Origin of the sequence: Kitasatospora sp. A2-31, assembly GCF_022288725.1 — a bacterium.
Taxonomy (GTDB): domain Bacteria; phylum Actinomycetota; class Actinomycetes; order Streptomycetales; family Streptomycetaceae; genus Kitasatospora.
This window is the reverse complement of record NZ_JAKNTA010000021.1, coordinates 31025-51337: the sequence shown is the minus strand read 5'-3', so window position 1 is coordinate 51337 and position 20313 is coordinate 31025. Positions and strand designations below refer to the sequence as shown.

The 20313-nt window shown below is 75.9% G+C and carries 15 protein-coding genes; 6 read left to right on the top strand and 9 right to left on the bottom strand.

All coding sequences use genetic code 11. From position 1 onward, the window contains the following. Nucleotides 1–184 precede the first annotated feature (184 nt). Nucleotides 185–1585: a diaminopimelate decarboxylase gene (gene lysA / locus MCM47_RS35745; RefSeq protein ID WP_238951180.1), complete on the top strand. Its 1401-nt coding sequence runs from the start codon at nt 185–187 to the stop codon at nt 1583–1585. A gap of 43 nt (nt 1586–1628) precedes the next feature. On the opposite strand, the gene MCM47_RS35740 is transcribed toward lysA, so the two are convergent. Further along, nucleotides 1629–3077 (bottom strand): PLP-dependent aminotransferase family protein, encoded by a 1449-nt coding sequence (locus tag MCM47_RS35740; protein WP_238951179.1) that lies wholly within the window; start codon nt 3075–3077, stop codon nt 1629–1631. Between the two features lie 53 nt (nt 3078–3130). Here MCM47_RS35740 and MCM47_RS35735 point away from each other — a divergent pair, with 53 nt between their 5' ends. Together MCM47_RS35735 and MCM47_RS35730 are read left to right on the top strand one after the other, a co-directional pair. Continuing rightward, on the top strand, nt 3131–4669 hold the full coding sequence (locus MCM47_RS35735) for a DUF885 family protein (protein ID WP_238951178.1): 1539 nt from the start codon (nt 3131–3133) through the stop codon (nt 4667–4669). After that, entirely contained in the window at nt 4666–5295 is a 630-nt protein-coding gene (locus MCM47_RS35730; RefSeq protein WP_238951177.1) for a LysE family translocator, read from the top strand. Before MCM47_RS35735 ends, MCM47_RS35730 begins: the two co-directional genes overlap by 4 nt. A 51-nt stretch (nt 5296–5346) precedes the next feature. On the opposite strand, the gene MCM47_RS35725 is transcribed toward MCM47_RS35730, so the two are convergent. Continuing rightward, a complete protein-coding gene (locus tag MCM47_RS35725) occupies nt 5347–6513 on the bottom strand; it encodes a low temperature requirement protein A (protein WP_238951176.1) in 1167 nt (388 codons plus the stop codon). Nucleotides 6514–6752: 239 nt separating this feature from the next. Then, on the bottom strand, nt 6753–8009 hold the full coding sequence (locus MCM47_RS35720) for a M64 family metallopeptidase (RefSeq protein ID WP_238951175.1): 1257 nt from the start codon (nt 8007–8009) through the stop codon (nt 6753–6755). A 339-nt stretch (nt 8010–8348) separates the two neighbouring features. Between MCM47_RS35720 and MCM47_RS35715 the strand changes: the two genes are divergently transcribed. Next, nucleotides 8349–8699, top strand: coding sequence for a hypothetical protein (locus tag MCM47_RS35715; RefSeq protein ID WP_238951174.1), 351 nt, complete (start codon nt 8349–8351; stop codon nt 8697–8699). Nucleotides 8700–8788: 89 nt separating this feature from the next. Here the strand turns inward: MCM47_RS35715 and MCM47_RS35710 are convergent, their stop codons facing one another. From MCM47_RS35710 to MCM47_RS42060, 4 genes are all read right to left on the bottom strand, one after another. Continuing rightward, a complete protein-coding gene (locus tag MCM47_RS35710) occupies nt 8789–9304 on the bottom strand; it encodes a nitroreductase/quinone reductase family protein (protein ID WP_238951173.1) in 516 nt (171 codons plus the stop codon). Between the two features lie 177 nt (nt 9305–9481). Beyond that, a complete protein-coding gene (locus MCM47_RS43570) occupies nt 9482–12406 on the bottom strand; it encodes an AAA family ATPase (protein ID WP_238951172.1) in 2925 nt (974 codons plus the stop codon). Nucleotides 12407–12551: 145 nt separating this feature from the next. Continuing rightward, the gene (locus MCM47_RS35700) at nt 12552–12767 is read right to left on the bottom strand and encodes a hypothetical protein (RefSeq protein ID WP_238951171.1); all 216 of its coding nucleotides are present in this window, start codon (nt 12765–12767) and stop codon (nt 12552–12554) included. Between the two features lie 83 nt (nt 12768–12850). Then, nucleotides 12851–16195, bottom strand: coding sequence for a type 2 lanthipeptide synthetase LanM family protein (locus MCM47_RS42060; RefSeq protein ID WP_308222588.1), 3345 nt, complete (start codon nt 16193–16195; stop codon nt 12851–12853). 416 nt (nt 16196–16611) lie between these two features. Here MCM47_RS42060 and MCM47_RS35685 point away from each other — a divergent pair, with 416 nt between their 5' ends. Then, nucleotides 16612–16758 carry a hypothetical protein gene (locus MCM47_RS35685; RefSeq protein ID WP_238951170.1) on the top strand — a complete coding sequence of 49 codons (147 nt, stop codon included), beginning with the start codon at nt 16612–16614 and terminating at the stop codon, nt 16756–16758. 1010 nt (nt 16759–17768) lie between these two features. Then, nucleotides 17769–18215, top strand: a complete 447-nt coding sequence (locus tag MCM47_RS35680) for a hypothetical protein (RefSeq protein ID WP_238951169.1) — start codon at nt 17769–17771, stop codon at nt 18213–18215. Nucleotides 18216–18320: 105 nt separating this feature from the next. On the opposite strand, the gene MCM47_RS35675 is transcribed toward MCM47_RS35680, so the two are convergent. Together MCM47_RS35675 and MCM47_RS35670 are read right to left on the bottom strand one after the other, a co-directional pair. After that, entirely contained in the window at nt 18321–18725 is a 405-nt protein-coding gene (locus MCM47_RS35675; RefSeq protein ID WP_238951168.1) for a hypothetical protein, read from the bottom strand. Between the two features lie 122 nt (nt 18726–18847). Then, entirely contained in the window at nt 18848–20281 is a 1434-nt protein-coding gene (locus MCM47_RS35670) for an NAD(P)/FAD-dependent oxidoreductase (RefSeq protein WP_238951204.1), read from the bottom strand. Nucleotides 20282–20313 lie beyond the last annotated feature (32 nt).

Genomic DNA, 20313 nt, shown 5'->3' with positions numbered 1-20313 from the left:
GACGGGGGTCACCGTCCGTCAACGTCGCGGCAAAACCGGGCCGGTCCGTGTAAGGCACGCGTCAACGCAGGCGCCACGGGGTGGTGGCGGGGGTGCACTGGAACCGCGGGCGGAAGCCGTCGGGGCGATCCGCCCCGCGAAGCAACCCGCGCCGTCCTCTCCCACCCGAGCAGGAGCCTGTCCCATGACGACCACCGCCGCAGCCGCCACGTCCGCGCCGTCCGATCCGTCCACTCCGGCGAGCCCGTCGGGCGCGTCCGCTCCGTCCGGCCCGGCCGGTCGCGCGCTCGGCAGCCCGTGGCCGGCCTCGGCCCGGCCCGGTGCCGCCGGTGAGCTGCTGATCGGCGGCGTCGGGCTGGCGGAGGCCGCGGACCGCTTCGGTACCCCCCTGTACGTGCTCGACGAGGACGAGGTCCGGGCCCGCGCCCGGGCCTACCGCCGCGCCCTGCCGAAGGCCGACGTCCTCTACGCCGCCAAGGCGTTCCTGTGCAGCGCGATGGCCGGCTGGATCGCCGAGGAGGGGCTCGGCCTGGACGTCTGCTCGGCCGGCGAACTGCGCCTGGCCACCGCCGCGGGGTTCCCACCGGAACGGATCCTGCTGCACGGCAACGCCAAGACCCCGGAGGAGCTCCGGCTCGCCCGGCGACTGCGGGTCGGCCGGATCGTGGTCGACAGCCTCTCCGAGATCCCCCGCCTCGCCGCCCTCGCCGTCGCCGACGCCCCGCAGCGCGTGCTGGTACGGGTGGTGCCGGGCGTCGCCGCCGGGCACCACAGCGCCGTCCGGACCGGCGTCGACGGGCAGAAGTTCGGCTTCCGGATCGCCGGCGGCGACGCCGCCGAGGCGGTCGACCGCATCCTCGCCCAGCCCGGCCTCGAACTCACCGGCCTGCACTGCCACCTCGGCTCGCAGATCACCGACACCACGCCCTACCGGACCGCCCTGGACCGCCTCGTCGAGCTGCTGGCCGACCTCCGCGACCGGCACGGCGTCGAGCTGCCCGAGCTGGACCTCGGCGGCGGCCACGGCGTCCGGTACCGTGCGCAGGACGAGGAGTTGGGCCCTGACCGGTTCGCCGCCGGGACCACCGCCCACCTCGCCGCCCGCTGCGCCGAACACGGCCTCGCCGTGCCCCGGCTGCTCGTCGAGCCCGGCCGGGCGGTCGCCGCACCCGCCGCGGTCGCGGTCTACCGCGTGCTGGCGGTGAAGCACACCGCCGACGGCCGGGCCTTCGCCGCCGTCGACGGCGGCATGAGTGACAACCCCCGTCCCGCCCTCTACGGCGCCGCGTACGACGTCCGGCCGGTCGGCCGGCCCACCGCGGGCACGACGACGGGCGCCTTCGACGTCGTCGGCCGGCACTGCGAGGCCGGTGACGTCCTGGTCCGCGGCGCGCGGCTGCCCGCCGACCTGCGGCCCGGCGACCTGCTCGCCGTTCCCGCGGCGGGGGCCTACCAGCTCTCGATGGCCTCCGGCTACAACCTGGTCGGCCGGCCCCCGGTGGTGGCCGTCCGCGACGGCCGGGCCCGCCTGCTGATCCGGCGCGAGACGATCGAGGACTTCCGCGCTCGCGAGGTCGGCCGCTGACGCCGCGCCGAGCCCTGCCGCCCCGGCCCGGGGTGACGTGCCGTCAGCGGAGCAGGGCGCCCCAGGCCGAGGTGAGGCGATCGACCAGGGCGGCGGCGGTGTCGGGGACGAAGGAGAACGGCAGCCGGAGGTGGTCGTCGTGGGCGCCGGTCGGGTCCATGGTGGCGCCCGGGACGACCTCCGCGCCGTGCCGCAGGGCCAGTTGGGCGTAGACCCGCGCGTCGGTGCCGGCGGGGAGCCGGATCCACAGCGCGGAGCCGCCCTGCGGGGGCTGCCAGTGCCAGTCGGGGAGGTGTTCGGCCAGCAGCCGGGTCATGGTGGCGAGCCGCTCCCGCCGGAGCCGCTCCCGCTCGGGGGCGAAGGCGGGGAGGGTGGCGAGCAGCCGCGCAGCGAGGGCCTGGTCGAGCAACGGGCTGCCGAGGTCGTCGAGCGCCTTGAGGCGGGCAAGGCGCGCCGCGGCCTCCCGCGGCGCGCGGATCCAGCCGATCCGCAGGCCGCCCCAGACCGCCTTGGCCAGTGAACCCACCGTCACCACCGTGCCGCCTGCGGGGTACGCGGCGATCGCCGGCGGGACCTGTCCGGGCGCGAGGGCCGCCGCGTGGGCACTGTCCTCCACTATCGGCACACCGTGCTCCGCCGCGAGTTCGGCCACCCGGCGTCGGCGGCCGGCGGACATCAGGGTGCCGGTGGGGTTGTGGAAGGTCGGCATGACGTAGAGCAGCGCGGGCCGGTGCTCGGCCAGCGCGGCGGCGAGCCGGTCGATCCGGATGCCGTCGGAGTCGAGCCCGACGCCGACCAGCCGTGAGCCGGCCGCCCGGAGGACGTCCAGGCAGCCCGGCCACCCCGGGGATTCCACGACCGCCGTCGCGCCGCGTCCGAGGAGGAGTCGGGCGGTCAGGGTGACGGCCTGGGTGGCGCCGGTGGTCACCACCACCTGATCGGGCGTCGTCGGCAGGCCGTGCGCGCCGTGGTGGTCGGCGATCGCCGCCCGCAGCGCGGGCAGCCCGGCCGGGTGGTAGCCGGCGTCGCGGAGCAGCTCGGGCAGGTCCTCGCGGACGAGGTCGAGCAGCGCCCGGCCCAGGTCCGGCCCACCGGCCTCGGCCGCCTGCCCCAGCGAGATGACGTCCGGAGGCTGCGTCAGCAGTCGCTGGATCACCGCGGTGGCCTGCCCCCCGGGCACCCGCCCGTCCGGCGGGGTCCGGTGGGCGGCGGCGCCTCGCGCGATGCGGGTGCCGCTGCCCCGTCGGGTCTCGACCAGTCCCGAGCCGCGCAGCGCGTCGTAGGCGGCGACCACCGTCGCCCGGCTGACCGAGAGTGCGTCGGCGAGCGGGCGCTCGGGTGGTAGCCGGTCGCCGGGGCGCAGGTCCCCCGACCGTACGGCCCGGACGAACGCCTCGGTGAGCCGCCGGTACAACGGCCCCTCGGCCGAACCCCAGTCCCCCAACAGATCGATCAGCTCGGCGGGCTCCGCCGTCCCCCGGTTCCGGTCCACTTTCCCCTCCATTGGCACGGGCGGACGAGCCGCCGCCGACCGAGGCTAACGGCATGACATCCACCGCACTCCCCGACCCCCGACTGGCCGCCGTCTGCGACCTCTCCGTCGTCACCGCGCGGGACGGCGCCGGCCTGCACCGCTACGACGGCACCGTCCAGGACCTCTCCCCGGACGGCGTGCGCCGCGGCCTCGCGGCGCTGGGCGGCCCGGCCGGCACCGAGCCGTACCCGGACCCGCACGACGAGGCGCACGCGGCCGCCGCCGAGGAGGCCCTCCGGGTCCGCTTCGGCGAACTCGAACTGCACCGGAGCAACCCGCTGTGGCACATCGAGAACCTGGACCTGGCCGGCTACGACCGCCCGTACGCGCCGCAGCCCGAGCGGGACGCCGCCAGGCGGGCCCACCTCGACCGGTGGCCGGACGCCGTCGACGCGGCCGTCGAGGCACTGGACCGCGTGCCGGCACCACTGGCCGAGGCCACCCTGCCGCTCGCCCGCGGGCTGGCCGCCTTCATCGACCCCCGCGGCGGCCACGTCCACACCGCCGCCCGCCGGGCCCTCGCCCGGCTGCTGGCCCACCTGGAGCGCGCCGCCGCCCTGGGCCCGGAGTCGGCGGCGCTCGGCGGACCCGCTCTCGCCCGGCTGCTCGGAGCGGCCGAGGCCGACACCCTCGACCTCACCGCGACGTCCGCCCGGGTGGACGCCGAACGCGACCGGCTGCGCGCGCTGCTCGACGAGTCGCTGCGCCGCATCGCCCCCGGCGCCGCGCCCGCCGACACCGTTCGGGCCCTGCAGGCCGACCACCCCACCGCCGAGGGCCTGCTGGCGGAGTTCGGCGAGCTCGTCGACGAGACGGTCGCCTGGACCGCCCGGCACGACCTGGTGCCCCACCATGACGTAGAGGTGGTCGTCGAGCCGATGCCCGACTCCCAACGCCGTTCGCAGGCAGGACTGTTCGCGGCCGCGCCCTACGAGGCCGACGCGCCCGCCGGCTTCCGGGTCAGCCTCCCGGACACCGGCTGGAGCCGGGCCGAGCGCGACCAGTGGCTGGCGACCGGCTTCAACCGCACCCTGATGCCCAACATGGCCGTCCACGAGGTCGCCCCCGGGCACGCCAGCCACGGCCGGGCGCTGCGCCGGGCGCCGACCGCCGTCCGCCGCACGCTCCACTCGGAGGCGTTCGTCGAGGGCTGGGCGCACTACTGCGAGGAGTTGGCCCTGGAGCAGGGATACCGCGACGGCGACCCGCGCTTCGCCGTGGCCGTCGCCCAGGACGCCCTGCGCCGGGTGACCCGCTTCGCCTGCGCGATCGGGCTGCACACCGGCGCCATGACCCTCGCGGACGCGGCGGCGAGGTTCACCGAGGACGTCGCCCTGGCCGGCCCGGCCGCCCTGCACGAGGCCCGGCGCGGGCTCTTCGACCCCACCTACGGCCGGTACACCTGGGGCAAGTTCGCGATCCTCGACCTGCGCGAGCAGGCTCGGGCGCGTTGGGGCAGCGCGTTCTCGCTACGGCGCTTCCACACCGCGCTGTTCGACTTCGGCGCGCCGCCGCTCGGCCTGCTGCCCACGGCGCTGGACCGCGGATGACCTCCCTCGCCGGATTCCTGCTGGCCTCACTGGCGGTGGTCGCGGTGCCGGGGCCCAACCTGGTGCACATCGTCACGCGGAGTGCGCAGGACGGGCGGCGGGCCGGCGTCGTCGCGGCCCTCGGTGTGGAGACCGGCACGCTCCTGCACGTCCTGGCCGCCGTCGGCGGGCTGGCGGCGCTCGTCTCCGACCACCCGCTCGCCTTCACCGTGCTGCGTTACGCGGGCGCCGGCTACCTCGCGTACCTGGGCGTCCAGGCCCTCGGGCGCCGGGCGGCCCCGGAAGACGACGGCGCCGCGGACGACGACCGGCCGGCCCGGCGCCGGCTGCTCCGGGTCTGGGGCGACGCGGTGCTGATCAACCTGCTCAACCCCAAGGTGGTCCTGTTCTTCGTGGCCTTCCTCCCGCAGTTCGTGCCGGCCGGGCTGTCCGCCGCCGGCACGCGGGCCCGGATGCTCGTCCTGGGCACGGCCTTCCTGGCCCTCGCCCTCGCGCTGGACCTCTGCTACGCCCTGCTCGGCGCCGCGCTCACAGGTCGGCTCCGCGGGACCCCGCGCCGGGAGCGGCGGCTGTCCTACGCGATCGGCGGCGTCCACCTCGGACTGGCGGCCCTGGTGTTCGTCTGACGGCGGGCACGGGACGGCGGGCGCCCCCGGTTCGTCCCGTGGGGCCGCCTCCTACGACGCGGCCGCCCCGGTGACCCGGCGCCGGGCGGCCCGGCGGTACTTGGCGAGCTTGGCCAGGGCGAACACCACCGCGGCGGCGCAGCCCACGGCCGCCCACGCGGGCAGGAACACCGATGCCGGCACCAGCCCTGCCAGGGTGAGCACCAGACAGGGCAGGTACCAGCCGAGGACGGTGCGCACCGGATCGCCGTACCGCAGGGAGATGGCGGCGTTGGCGGAGTAGAAGGCGAGGACGCCCCCGCACAGCGCCCAGCGGGAGCCGGGCGGCAGGGCATGGTCGGGCTCGGCCACCGCGGTGCCGAGGGCCGCGGCGATCACCGTGATGCCCGAGACGAGGACGAACGGCAGATACATCACGGTGTCGCGGATGGCCCGGTCGGCGCCGCCGGCCTGCGCCCGGCCGAGTCCGCGGGCGGCCTCCGTGGTGCCCCAGGTGAAGAAGATCATCGCGAGTTCGGCCACCACCACGAAGGCGAGCAGCGCGGCCAGCGCGGACGGCCGGGTGAAGTGCTCGGCGAGGGTGAGGACGACGGTGTAGACGCTCTCGCCGAGCACGATGACGACGAAGAGCCCGATCCGTTCGACCAGGTGTTCCGTCGAGAGCCGGCTGTAGAACTCCGCGGTGACGCCGGCGCGGACGGCCAGCAGCACCACCTCCACTGCGACCGCGACGATCCAGAGGACGAACCTGCCGGGGCTCGGCACGGCCGCCGACACTACCCAGAGCGTCGCGGGCACCAGGCAGTAGAGCACCGGCCGCCAGACGGGCAGCGGGCTCCCGGGGTCGCGGGCCGGGCCGATCCAGATGGCGAAGAAGCCGAGCCGCACCCACGCCGCCCCCAGCGCGTACGCCCAGGCCCGGTCGCCCAGCCCGTCCGGCGCCGCGGCGGCCATCAGCCCGAGGCCGGGCATGGCACCGAGCAGCAGCGCCTGACTGCGGGCGTTGTCGGAGCCGAACACGTTGATCGTGACCGTCAGGTTGGCCCACGCCCACCAGGCGGGGAAGAACAGCACCAGGAAGGTGCCGAACTCCTTCGCCCCCGGATCGCCGTGCAGGTCGTGCGCCAGCACGGCGACGGTGGCGACGAACACCAGGTCGAAGAAGAGCTCGAACCAGCCCGCCCGCTGCTCCTGCGGCGCCGCGCCTTCCGATTCCATCCCCCCACTCTGCCCGCCCACCGCTCCCAGCGGTCCGGGGCGCGCCACAAGGCGGGAGCCCGACTGCCGGCGAGGACGCCCCAGGGCCGGGCGCATCTCCTTCGGCCCGGCACGGAGTCCTGGCAGGCTGCACGCCATCGCCGACTCTCGGGCTCGACCGGTCCTTCGTCGTGAGGGCGATCGACCGGACGGGCCGCGTCCCGGCGGGGACGCGGCCCGTCGGCGACATCCTCGGGACGTCAGCCGGTGACCCACCAGGACAGGGTGCCCGTGAGGGACGGCCGCAGGGCCGGGTCGAGCACGTCCGGCGTGGGGTCGGTGGCGACGGCGGTCAATCGGTAGCCGATGCCGCGCGGGCCGGCGGCGAAGCCGAAGGAGGAGAGCGGGATGGTGGTGCGGCCGCGCAGGTGCGTCAGCTCGCGCCCGTCGGAGTACCAGCGGAGCGTGGTGCCGGGCACGGGGAGATCGACGGTGAGCCGGCCGGACGAGTCGAGCGTGGAGTTCGCGGGCGTGGTGCTGGTGATGGTCGTGGCATGCCGGTAGAAGCCGGCGATCATCGCCTCCCGCCCGGGGAGGTTGAACTCCCGGCCGAGCGAGCGCATGATCGAGTTCTCCGTCGGCCGGAAGATCCCGTCGGGGTAGTAGCCGCCGCCGAGGTACGCGCCGACGGTGCCGCCGTCCGGTGAGGTCCGGCCGAGCCACCGGTACCACTTGGCGCGTTCGCGGCGCATCCGGTCGGTGGTCAGGGTGCTGATGTTCGACTCGACGGGTTCCGCGCCCTGGTAGGTGCCCTGGCCGTCGTAGTAGTACTCGTCGGCCAGCTTGCCCAGGGAGTGGCCGGTCTCGTGCACCGCGATCTGCCCGGAGCGCTGGTTGCCGCCGGCCACGGTGGCGATGCCCTCGTACCCGAGCGGGGACTGGACGTCGTTGTAGCCGGCGCCGCCGTACTTGGCGCTGTTGGCGACCACGAGGACGAGGTCGGCCTGCGGGGCCTTGGCGGCGTACCGCTCCACGGCGTGGACGTCGACGCAGAGCAGGCGCTCGATGTCCTCGCACCAGAAGTACGACCCGAGGGCGGTGTCGCGGACGGCGGCCCGGTCCGGGTCCCCGGTGACGCCGGACTGTGCCGAGACGGCCTCCACCGCCCAGACGTTGAACAGGTTGCGGTAGGTGGCGTAGGGCTCGACGGCGCTGACCTCCTGCCACTTGGCGGCGGCGTCGGCGCGGAACTTCTCCTGCTCGCCGGCGGTGTAGCCGTCGCCGATCACCACCACGTCCAGTTTGGTGTCCGTGCTGCCGTTCTGGACGAGCGGGGTGACGGCGCCGTCGGCCGCGAGGGCCTGCGGGCGGTCCGCGAGGTAGGGCGAGGCGGGGGAGACGCTCGCCCGGCCGATCCCGCCGTCCTCGGCGAAGACCTCGACCTGCTGCCGACCACCGGGCGTCTGCCCGTGCGTGCCGGACGCCGCGTAGGCGGGTGCCGTCGCGAAGATAGACATGGACATGACAGTCATCAGGATGGCAGAGGTCCACCTGCGTTTGCGCACCGGGGCTCCTTCGACGGGGACTGAAGGCCGATCGTACATATGTGACATGGCATCAGGCCAGCGGTCGGACCGCGCCCGCGCGGGCTACCCTCGCCGCGGCGGCTCCGCTGGGCGACGCGCGGTGCGCCGTGCGACATGAGCCGGGGCGAACTCCTCGCCGCCTGCCGGGAGATCTATCCTCCGGAGAAGGAGGCGCTCGGCGTTCTCGCCATCCACCTGCGGCTCCTCCCGTGACGACGCCCGGCGGGTGGTCCGACGGCGGCCCGCCGGACCGGTGCGATGATGTCCGGTATGACGGACCCGGACGCCCACGACGACCTGCTGCGCGAGGCCGCCGCCGACGCGGCCGGGGCGCTCTGGCGGCTCACCGGCGACGACCGGCAGCTCGACGCCAACGTGGTGCGGCTGCGCCCGGACGCCGCCGTCGCCGAGCACGTCGAACCCGAACTGGACGTGCTGGTCGTCGGGCTCTCCGGCGCGGGCACACTGCGCTGCGCGGGCACCGCCCACGACCTGCGGCCCGGCGTGCTGCGCCTGCTGCCGCGCGGTGCCGCGCGCGGGGTGTCGGCGGGGCCGGACGGCGTCGTCTACCTGACGGTGCACCCTCGCCGCCCGGGCCTGGCCGTGCGCCCTCGTCCGTGACGCCGGCCGCGGCTACGGCTCCGACGCCTCATCCGCCGCCGGGTTCGCACACCTGACGCCCCGTGCGCTCACCGGGCGGCACGGCGGTGTCAGCCGGTCCCCGCCGCGCCCGGCGATGCATCGGAGCGTGGCGCCAGCACCACCACCGCCGTCTCCAACGGCCGTAGCGCCGCGAAGGCGTCCAGGTTCGCGTCGACGGTGAGCCAGCGCGCCCACAACCGCTGCCGCTCCTCGCCCGCCGCGGCGTGCGCGCGCACCGGCCGCCGCCCGTCGACCAGGTCGACGACCGCATCCGCTTGTGCCTGCAGGTTGAGCCACCAGGCGGGCTCCGCATCGCCCCACCCGTTCATCGCCAGCGCGACGAGGTTCGGCCCGTCCTCGAAGTACCCGATGACGACGCTGCGCTCCCGGCCCGTGCGACGCCCGGTGGTGGTCAGCCTCAGCGTGCCCCAGCCCTTGCGCCCCGGCCGCCACAGTGCGACCCGGCGGCCGAGGACGCGGTAGATCCCCCGGTGCACCGACCAGGCCAGCCGGACGAACCAGCGCGGGGGGACCCGCGGCGTCCTGGACGGCCCGGGCGTTCCCGACGGGCGTTCGACCGACATGGCGACCTCCCCGGTACTGCGCTCCCGACAGGACGATAGCCCCGGCCGCCCACGCCGCCCAGACCCGCGACACACCACCCCGAGCCGGCGGCGACCGACCGCTCGGCCGTACCGCACCGGTGACCGCCCGGGCGTGCTTGCCTGCGGCGGCACCACGGACGAGCCGGCGCGGTGCTGTCAGGGGCAGTGGCGGACGGCGAAGTCGCAGAGGTCGGTGCGGTTGGGGCTGTCGGTCTTGGTGAGCAGGCTGGCGACGTGCTTCTCGGCGGTGCGCGGGGAGATGAACAGGCGGCGGGCGATGTCGGTGTTGCCGTAGCGCAGCGCGAGCAGGACGAGGACTTCGTACTCGCGGGCGGTGATGCCGCGTCGGCGCAGGCCCTGCGGGACGCGGGTGTGGCCGGAGCGCCGCTGGGTGGCGGGGAGGCCGGCCCGGCGCAGGAGGGAGCGGCAGGCACTGGCGGCGGGGGCGATGCCGGCGTCGTGGAAGTGCTCCTCGGCGGTGCGCAGCCAGCGCGACGGCTCGCCCCAGCCGTCGGCGAGGGCCGCCTCGGCGGTCAGGCGCAGACCGAGGTGGCGGGCGAGCGGGAACGGCTGGGCGGCGTCGAGTGCCGACGTCAGGGCCTCGGCGGCCTCCGCGGGCCGGCCGGCGCGGCCGAGCAGCACGGCACGCGCGAAGTGGACGAACTGCAGGTTCCAGCGCAGCCGGGTCGGGGCCTGCCGGGCGGCCTCGTCCAGGCGCGCCAGGTCGAGGTCGGCGTCGACGGCGGCCACCAGCAGCTCCAGGCCGTGCCGCCCGCCGAGGAAGTAGGTGGTGGGCCGGCCCTCGTCCCACGCCCGGGCCGCGGCGAGGGCGGCGCGGGCGGCGGGCCGGTCCTCCGCGAGCAGAGCGGAGACCGCCTCGCAGAGCCCGAGCACGATGGGCGTGTACTCGCTGTGCTCGCCGCCGAGTTGCCGGTACTCGGCGAGTTTGCGGGCCAGTTCCCGAGGCCGTCCGCGGTGGGCGGCGAGCATGGCGTCGATGACCCGGACGTAGGTGAGGTCGCCGGTGTGGCCGAGGCGGGCGAGGACGGGTTCGCAGCGGGTGGTGATGCACTCGGCGCGCTGGTAGTCGCCGCGCAGGACGGCGAGCAGCGCCAGGCTGGCCTCGGTCTGGTGGGCCGAGGTGATGGCGCCGCTGCGCAGGTACACCTCGTGGACGTGTTCGAGCTGGTCCGTGCTGCCGGAGAGCAGGCCGTGGTTGCCGGCGAGGCGGCCGACGGCGCGGGCCCGCCAGAGCGGGAGACCGTGCTGGTCGGCGATGGCGACGATGCGGCGCAGGCAGGCGTCGGCCTCGTCGAAACCGCGGGAGCGGGCGAGGAGGGCGAGCAGCTGCAGGCCCTGACAGGCGATCACGGGCAGGTCGAGGCGGATCGCGGTGTCGGTGGCGGAGCGGACGAGGTCCTCGGCCCGGCCGGCCGCGCTGCCCGGGGTGGCACGGCCGTCGCGGACCTGGACGTACCCGTCGACGATGTCGACCGGGATGCGCTGCGCGGGGGTGCAGTCGGCGGTGAGCAGGGCGCGGGCTGCGGCGACCTGTTCGGCGGCCTCCTCCCACCGGCCGACCATGGCGGCGGCCCAGGCGAGGCGGGCGTGCAGACCGGCGCGCCGGCCGGGGTCGAGCTCCATGGCGGCGGTGGCGGCGACGGATCCGGCCACGGCGAAGGCCCGCTCGATTCGCCCGGACTCGGTGAGGGCGTTGAGCAGCGACTCGACGGCGTCGGCCCAGGCGCTGCGGTCGCGGTGGGGGTCGAGCAGCTCGACGGAGCGCTCGAGCAGGGCCGCCGCCTTGTCGGCCAGACCCTCGCCGATGGCCTGGCGGCCGGCAGCGGCGAGGTGCAGGCCGGCCTCGTGGTCGTCGCCGGCCTGCCGGCGCAGGTCGGCGGCGAGTTCGCGCAGCTCGCAGGAGAGATCGGTGTCGCCGGCCTCTAGGGTCTCGGCGGCGCGCCGGGCGAGGGCGGCGCGTTCGCCCGGGAGCAGCCCGGCGAGCAGGGCCTCGGCGGTGAGCGCGTGCCGGAAGACGTAGGTGTCGCCGTAGCCGCTGTCGGGGTGGATGAGGCGGGCGTCGACGGCGGCGCGCAGGTGGATGTGGAGACCGCGGTCGTCCAGGCCGGTGACGGTCTTCAGCAGGGCGGGGGAGAAGCTGCGGCCGAGGACGGCGGCGGCGTCGAGGGCGGCGCGGCCCTGCGGGCCGAGGCTGTGGGCGCGGGCGGTGATGCTGCGGGCGAGGGTGGCGGGCACGGTGGTGTCGAGTTCGCGGGTGAGCTGCCAGCGGCCGCCCTCGGCTGGGCGCAGGGCCTCGGTGGCGATCATGCCGTTGAGCAGTTCCTCGACGATCAGCGGAGTGCCGTCGGCGTCGCGGTGCAGCCGCCGGGCGACCGGCTCGGGCAGCGCCTCGGGCGTGGTGTCGAGGCAGGCGGCGGCGAGGCGGGTGACCGCGTCGTCGGTGAGCGGCCGGAGTTCGACGATGCTGCCGGTCTGGTGACGGCGGCACTGGTGGGCGAGGTCGAGGGCGGCTCCGGCCCCCGGACGCAGGGTGGCGACGAGGGTGACGGGCAGTCCGGCGAGGTTGTCGACGAGGTACTCGGTGACGGCGATCGTCTCGGTGTCGGCGTCGTGGAGGTCTTCCAGGACGAGCAGGCAGCCGTGCTCGCGGCCGACGGCGGCGAGGAGCCGCAGGATCGCCTCGGCGAGCACGATCAGGGACTCCGGCTGGTGCGCGGAGTCGGGCCGGCGCCACTCGGGGACCAGCGGGGACAGCGCCGCACGGTAGGGCTGGAGCTCGGCGTCCTGCGGGGTCAGGCCGGTGCGCACCAGGGAGAGCAGGGCCTCGGCGAGCGGGCGCAGGGCGATCGGCGCGCCGGCGCTGCTGCAGCGGCCGCGCAGGACGGCGGTCCGGCCGCGGGCGCGGTCGGCGGCCTCGGTGACCAGCCGGGTCTTGCCGATGCCGGCCTCGCCGACGACGAAGACCGCTGCGCCGCGGTGGTCGCAGCCACGGCGGACGGCCTCGGCGAGCAGTTCCAGTTCGTCGTCGCGGTCCACGACGGTCGGCGAGTTGGCATGCACCTCACCACCGTAGAACGGATCGCTCGATATTCAATCATGGAAATATCACATCGACCGCCGTCCTCCGCTCGGGGAGGGCGGCGGCCGGCCCGGCCGGACCCCTGTCCGGGGTACGGGCCGGGCAACCGGCCGGGCCGACGGTCCGTCAGAGGAACGCGGCGGAGATGGTCTCCGGATCGGTGCCCGCGGCCCAGCCGATGACCAGGCCGGCGACGATCAGCGGCTTGACGCCGACGGCGACGCGCATCAGGCCCGCGATCCGGTCCCGCGGCGCCTCGGTGCCCTCGGGACAGCCGGAGCACGCAGCCTGGTCGGCGTCGTGCTGCTGCTCGCTGCCGTGCTCGTGGTGCTGGTCGTTCATTGCGGAGTTCTCCCCTGCGCAGTGGCGATCCGTGGTGCCGGTCGCTCTAGTGGTGTCGTGCGCCGTCGGCGGCCGTGGTACGGCTACCGGCTGCGCGGTGGTTGCAGCGCTGCCAGGGATGGCACCCGGCCTGCGTCTGCACGTCTGAGCAGGCCGTGGCCGATGCCGGCCAGGCCGTTCATGAGGTCGGGCGAGTCGGTGCCCGCGGGCACCGCGCACCGGGGACCGCCGCGGCCGAGCCGGACGAGGAGGCGGCCGGTGTGGTCGGCGAGTGCCTGCCGGGCACCGGGAAGGCCCGCCCGTGCGGCGGCGGCGAGGAGTTCGAGCCGGCCGGTCTCGCCGCGGGCGAGGCTGTGGTCGGGCAGCGGACCGGCGTCGGCGGCGGTGCGGACGGCGCGCAGCAGGTCGGGACGTCGGAGGTCCCGGCCGAACGGGCCCGGGCCGTCCAAGGCGCCGGCGGCGTCCGAGTCGCTGGCGGTGCCCACCGTGCCCACCGTGCCCACCGCGTCGGCGGCGTCCAGCGTGTCGGCGACGGCGAACGCGGCGCCGGCCAGGCCGTGGCTCCAGGAATGGTCGGCGAGGTCCACGGGCTGCGCCAGCAGCCGGGCGGCGGTGATCAGCGCGGCGTGCCCGGTCGTTCCGGTCGCCCCGGTGGGGTCGACGAGCTCGCGGACGTGGCGGGCGAGCGCCCAGCCCACGCCGTGGGCGCCGTGCGCGAATCCGGCGGGCAGCGTGGCGGGCGCGGCCGCCGTGAGGCGCTCGGCGCAGAGCGCGGCGCCCCGGGCGGCGGCCGGCAGCGCGGTGTGCCGGTGGACGGCGTCCAGGGCGGCCAGACAACCGGCCAGGCCGCCGGCCACGGTGAGGTCCTCGGTCCGCTCGGCGGTGTGGACGGCGAGGGTGACGGCGGGTTCGATCAGGGCGGCGAGATCCCGGTCCGCCAACAGGGCGGCGAGGTGCGTCAGCGCGTAGGCGAGTCCGCCCAGGCCGTGCGCGGCGCCGCAGCCGACGGCCGCCCGCAGGTCCGGCCGTGCGGCGAGGTGGTCCACCAGGCCGGGCAGCGCGGTGACGGCGCGGCGGGCGGCCTCGGCGTACCGGTCGGCGTCGGTGAGGTCGGCGAGCTGGGCCAGGAAGACGGCGGTGCCGGTGTAGCCACCGGCGAGCGCGGCGCCGAGCGGCAGGACCGCCCACTGCCCGGGGCGGACCTGCTGGGGGCCAAGCCAGTTGACGCGCCGTTCGTCGGGGAAGGCACCGGCGAGGACGGTGTCGGCGAGGTTCCGGGCGGCGGTGACCAGCTGCTCCGGCGACGGTGTTGCCCGCCCGTCGGTGGCGACGGCGGTGGCGGAGAAGGCGGCGCCGGGTGCGGGGAGCGTGGCGGTATCGGGTGCGGGGGCACCGGTCGCCAGCGCGGCGCGGATGATCCACTCCTGGTCGTAGCGGTCCACCGCCCCCATCCCGGCGATCTTGGCGAGGACCTGGTCGAGGGCGGGTGCGGCGAGCTCGCCCGCCCGCGCGCCGTTCGTCACGAGGGCCTGCGCGTCGGCCCGCGCGCCGTTCGTCACGAGGGCCTGCGCGTCGGCCCGCGCGCCGTCCGTCACGAGGGCCCGTGCGTCGGCCCGCTCGCCGATCGCCGGACCGCCGTGGACGGCACGCTCGCGCGGGCGGTGGGTGAACAGCGGCACGTCACCGGCCCAGAGGTCGGCCCGCTCGTGCGGCCCGGGCCGCAGGCCCGCGCCGCCGCGCGCCGGCACGGACTCCAGTCCGTCGAGCGCCCGGTCGCGCTCGGCGGCATCGTGGAGCAGCCCGGGGTCGGTGAGCTCGTCCAGCAGGACGCCGTACAACCGGGTGGGGCGCAGGACGACGCGCAGCTCGGCGTCGGCGAAGGCGCGTACCAGGCCCCCGGGGGCGGTGAGTTCGGCGCGTCGCTCGGTGATCAGGTCGTACCCGGCGCGGAAGCCGGCGACCAGGGAGTCGGCGTAGCGGGCCGGATCCGCCGCGGTGCCGTCCAGCACCGGCCGGTTGGCGGCCTCGGCGAACCGGGCGGGGCGGCGGACCAGGTGCATCCGGTCGGTCCCGGGCGCTGCCCAGCCGGCGGTCACCAGCGGGAGTTCGCCACCGCGGCCGCCGCCCAGGCCCGACACGTCCCAGCCGCCGTCGGGGCCGTACACGAGGGTGGGCAGCAGGGAGATCCGGAGCACGCTGTGGTCCAGGGCGCGCTGCGCCGGGTCGGCCTCATGAGCGCCGCCCGTCGCCCCGTCCGTCGCCCCGTCCGTCGCCCCGGCCGATGCGCCGTCCGTGGAGCCGTCCGAGTCCGGGGGAGCGGCCGTCACCGGGTGGAAGAGCGTCTCCAGGTCGATCAGGACGGGCTGGTCCGCGCAGGCGATCAGGTTCTCGCAGTGCATGTCGGTGGCGTTGAGCGCGTGCAGCACGGCCGTGAGCACGCCCAGGCGCCGGTAGAACAGTTCTACCTGCGCAGGGGTCCGGCAGGGCATGGCCTCGGCGTACTCCACCCATCCGTGCGTGCCGCGGTCCAGCAGGCGCAGGGCCCGCGGCGCGACCTCGGGCAGCGCGGCACCGACCCACGCCAGCAACGCGTTGAAGTGCCGATGGGCGGCCACCGGGCGCGGCTTGTACACGACGCGCGTGCCGTCGGCGAAGTGCAGGACGGCGACGGCGCGGCCGCCCCGGTGGGCGTCGCCGGTAGCGTCCACCGCGGTGAGCCGGCCCGGATCCCGGCCGCCGAGCAGCTCGGTGACGATCCGCGCGCGGTCGTCGGCCAGCCGGCGGACCAGCTCGGACTCGGCGTCCGCCGATTGCCGACAGGCCTGGGCGAGGAGCCGGGCGAGGACCGGATAGCGGGTCAGCAACTGCGTCAGCCCGGCGCGTCCCGCGGTGTTGCGGACGAAGGCGGCGAAGCGCTCTTCCGGGGTGGGGCCCGTCAGTTCGCCCCGGTCGCGGGCGGCGGCCAGCTCGGCGACGAGGCAGCGCGCGGCCAGCCGGGTGAGCCGGGCGGTCAGCCGGGTGGCGAAGGCGCGCTTCAGCAGCGCGGCGTCGGCGGGCAGGCGGGGGGCGGCGAGGGCGAGGGCGTGGGCGAACCGCTCGCCGGCCACCTCGGTGAAGGGCGCACAGACGAGCCCGAAGGCCTCCTCCCACGGCAATCCGGCCGCGGCCGGGCAGGCGGCGGACCGGGGCGCAGCGGCGAGCGCCCGCTCGGCGTACTGCGCCCAGGCCGGCCACTGGGCCTCGCTGAGCGGCATCGCGGCGCCCGCACCGACGGGCTGCTCCGCACCCGCAGGCCGGGGCGCCACCACAGGTGCGGTCCCGCCCACGCCGCGCACGGGAGCGCTCACGGCCTCCGCCGGCCGCAGGCCACGGGTCCACCAGCCGGGCGCGGGCGGTGCCACGTCGTCGATTGCCTGCTGCCTTTCCACGCCCGGTACGGTTCCACGGACCCGCCGCCCGTACATGGGGGAAAGGCCCCCAGAATTCTCGCGCGTCCGCTCCCCGCCGGAGACGCGTGCGCCGCCTGCCGACCCGGCCGGTCGCCGACCGCGGCGTTCCGTCGGTCGCCGCGCCCCGGCGACCGACGGCCGGCAGTTCCCGCGTGCGCCGTCCACCGCCCACTCCGGGGGGCGCCGGAGCTGCGTCGACCGGCCGTCCTCCACCCGCCGCCTGCGGCAGCGTCGCCGCCCGAGGGCCCGCGGCCCACTCCGCTGCGGGCGCGGCCCCCAGCAAGCCCGACGACCGATGGAGAAACCGGGGTTGTGCAACCCAGGTGCCCGCCGCGGCAACCAGGCAGATTTCTTCCCGTCGGCAACTCGGCCGACACCGACGGAAGGCTGAAGCCATGCAGGGCGCCCAGGCCCTCGTGGACCTCGTCATCACCGACGTCGTCGAGCGCCGTCCGCTCGGCGTCGAGTCGATCTGCTGTGGTCTGAGCAACTGCGGTCGGACCGACTGCGGTCGAGCCAGCAGTACCAGCGACCACTCTTGAGTCCCCCGGTCCCGCGCCGGCCGTGCCCGTGAGGGCCGGCCCGCGGCCGACGTGACCCGTCCGGGTCACCCCGAGGCACCCGGCCACCGCCGCGCACCACACTCCCAACATGGTGGCGGCCGGGGGGCGCCCCGCACCCCGCGTGCGGGGCGCTCGACTCTTCTGCCGTCCGCACTCCCATCGGCCGCCCTGTCGAGACGGCCTCCCGCACGCCGCCCGGCCGCGCTCATCGCCGTCCGGCCGGCCGTCCTGGACGTCACCCTCCTCCCGCACTGCGCCGCCCCCGCTGCCACGCCCTTCCGCCGCCCTCCCCACCCGTGGCGCCACCCGGCTCCGGGAGGGCCGTCGCGTGACGGACCGCTTCCACACAGCGGACAGCCGTGACGACGGGCCCCGGGGTGCGGCCGTTGCGGGGCCGAGGCCCCGGGTGGGGGCCGGGACCGGGTCGGGGCGGCTGCCTCATGCCGGTGGGTCGGTCGAACCGGGAGGGTGGAGGGCGCAAGCACACCCGTCCGGGAGAACCACCGTCATGTTGCACTACGAGTTCCACAAGCTGCACGAGGCCGATCTGCTCCGTGAGGCGGATCGGGGGCGGATGCTCCGCGCCGCAACCGCGGGCCGGCCGCTGCCGGTCCCGGACACGCGCCGCACCCGCGGCCTCGCCCCACCCCGGCGCCGCCGCGAAGCGCGCGGGTGTGAGCACGGCTCGGACCGGCCCACCTGAACACCGCCCCGCGACTCCGGGCCACGAGCGCCACCGGCGGAGCAGTTGCCCGGAACTCCCGAGAGGCCGGCTCCGCCGGGTCTCTCGGGAGCGGGCCGGGAACCGAAATTCCACACAATGTCGAATGCACTTCTTGTCATTCGAATGAAGTGACTCGCAAATTCAAGCGAACGGTTCGAGTCATGCTCAACCGGGGGAGTTTCTTTGCGCGCCCGCTCGGGAATGTGTGGTGAAGTTGGCTCACGAAGCACCGACCACGCGTCACGTCGAACCAGAGGGAGCCGCCATGCCTCCGATCCCGGTCAAGCCCGGCATCTACAAGATTCACGCTCACATCATCGGCCCGGGTGCGGTGGTGACCGCGACCGAGTACGCCGTCAAGCACGGCGCCCCCGTCATCGTCGACCGCCTCAACCCCCTCCCGATCGAGCAGGAATGGGTGATTGAGCCCACCGAGCAGGTCCCGGGGGCGCCCTACGTCGCCCGGCTGGCCGCCCACGAGACTGCGGGGCTCGTCCTCGCCGAGGACAAGCTCTACGTCAACAGCGTCCCGCGCGCCGAGTGGGCGAAGTTCACCTTCGAGGCCGTTCTGGGCGGCGTCAAGGTGATCTCGGAGAAGGGGCTCGCCATGCGTGCCGGCCACCGCGGGTCGCAGATCGAGTTCACGCCGCCCCAGCCCGACTTCCAGGAGACCTGGACGCTGGAGTTCGTGCGTCCGATCGACGAGGAATAGGCCGAAGACTGCTGAAGTACGGTGAGTCCTGGGTGGCGCCCGGCTTTCGGAAGCCGGGCGCCACCTGCGTTCCGCGCCGCCGTTGCGTCCCCCATGGGCGCCGGATCAGCGGCCGCTGAAGGCCCGGTAGGCGCCCCATGCCTCGATGAAGCCCTGCACCGCCCGCATGTCGCTCGCGAAGGAGGCGGACCGCCACTTCGCCTTCCGGCCGTCGCGGTAGTACAGGTCGATCCAGACGGAGATGCTCACCATCGAACTGTCGGAGGAGCTCTGACCACGGACCTGCAGCTCGATGCCGGCAAGCTCGCGGAAGGCCACGATCGCCGGCGGCTTGTGCTCGTTGGCGTACTCGACGGCGCCCTCGGGGGTGATGACCAGCAACGGGTCCGGATCGTGCGACGTCCCGTGCAGGAAGCCGGAGAGCTTTCCGCGCCGCTTGGTGAAGACCCGCCAGTTCTCCGGTACGGGACCGTAGCGCGCCTGCCCGAGGATCATCTGCGGATCGGTCATGTCACCTCCGCCGGTGCCATCCGCGACCGGGACCGCGTCCGGCGTCGCCGGCCACGTCCACAACCACCAAAGATTCTCCGTTCCCCGGTGCGCGCCCGCCACTGCAGGACACCCCGGGTGCGCTACCCGCCCCCGCCGGCTCCGCGACCGCCGCGGCGCCCGCCGAGGTCGCGAAGTGCGGCCTCGGCGGCGTTGGCGCCGCACATGCCGTGGACGCCGGGGCCGGGCGGGGTGGCCGCGGAGCAGAGGTAGTGGCCGGGGACGCCGGTGGCGTAGGGGCGGAGGGTGACGCGGGGACCGAAGACCACCTGCGGGACGTCCTTGGCGCCGGTCATGATGTCCCCGCCGACGAAGTTGGGGTTGTCGGCGGCGAAGGCGGCGGTGGTGCGCACGGCGCGGCCGACGATCCGGTCCCGGAACCCGGGGGCGAACCGTTCGATCTGGGCGGTGATCGTCTCGGTGGCGTCGCCGTCGTACCCGTGCGGCACGTGGGCGTAGCTCCACACGGGGTGGACGTCGCCGACGGAACGCTGCGGGTCGGCCAGGTACTGCTGGCCCACCAGGACGAACGGCCGCTGCGGCATCCGCCCGGCGCACACCTCCCGCTCGGCGGCGGCGACCTCCTCGAACGTCCCGCCGAGGTGCACCACGCCCGAGCGCCGCGCGGCTTCGGCGGTCCACGGGACGCCGCCGGCCACCGCGAAGTCGACCTTGAAGGCACCCGGCCCGTGGCGGAACCTCCGGTAGGCGCGGGCCACGCGCGGTGGCAGGCGGTCGCCGAGGACGTCGGCCACGGCACCGGGTGCCAGGTCGAGCATGGTGATGTCCGCGGGCGGGAGCTCGGCGGCCGAGCGGATCCGCCGGCCGGTCTCCACCGTGCCACCGAGGTCCGCGAGCAGCGCGGCCAGGGCCCGGGTGATCGAGCCCGATCCGCCCTCGGCCACTGCCCAGCCGTACCGGTGGCCGGCGGCCAGGATGCCGAGGCCGATGCTCGCCGTGAGCGGCCGGTCCAGCGGCCGGAAGGCGTGGGCCGCGACGCCGCCGAACAGGGCGCGGGCCCGTTCCCCGGCGAAGGCCCGGGCCAGGACCGAGGCCGGCAGCACGGCCGTGGCGCCGAAACGGGCGAGGCGCAGCGGATGGCGTGGGAGGTGCAGCAGCGGGCGCATGATGTCCGCGGCGAGCTCCTCGTAGCCCGCGGCGGGTGCGGCGAGCAGCCGCCGCCAGCGCGGGCCGTCGGCGCCGAGCCCGGCCGCGGTCTCGTCGACGGAACGGCGCAGGACGCCGGCGGTGCCGTCGTCGAGCGGGTGGACGCAGTCGATCTCCGGAAGGCGCCACCGCAGGCCGTAGCGGTCCAGGCCGAGCCCACCCAGGAAGGTGGAACCGACGGTGATCAGGTGGACGGCGGAGCAGTGGTCGTGCAGCAGCCCGGGGATGATCGCCTCCCCGCTGCGGGCACCACCACCGATCTCGTCGGCGGCCTCCAGCACGGTGACGCTGAGGCCGGCCCGGGCCAGCCGGACGGCCGCGGCCAGCCCGTTCGGACCGGCGCCGACCACGACGGCGGTGCGTCCGTCGTGCCGTCCGTCCA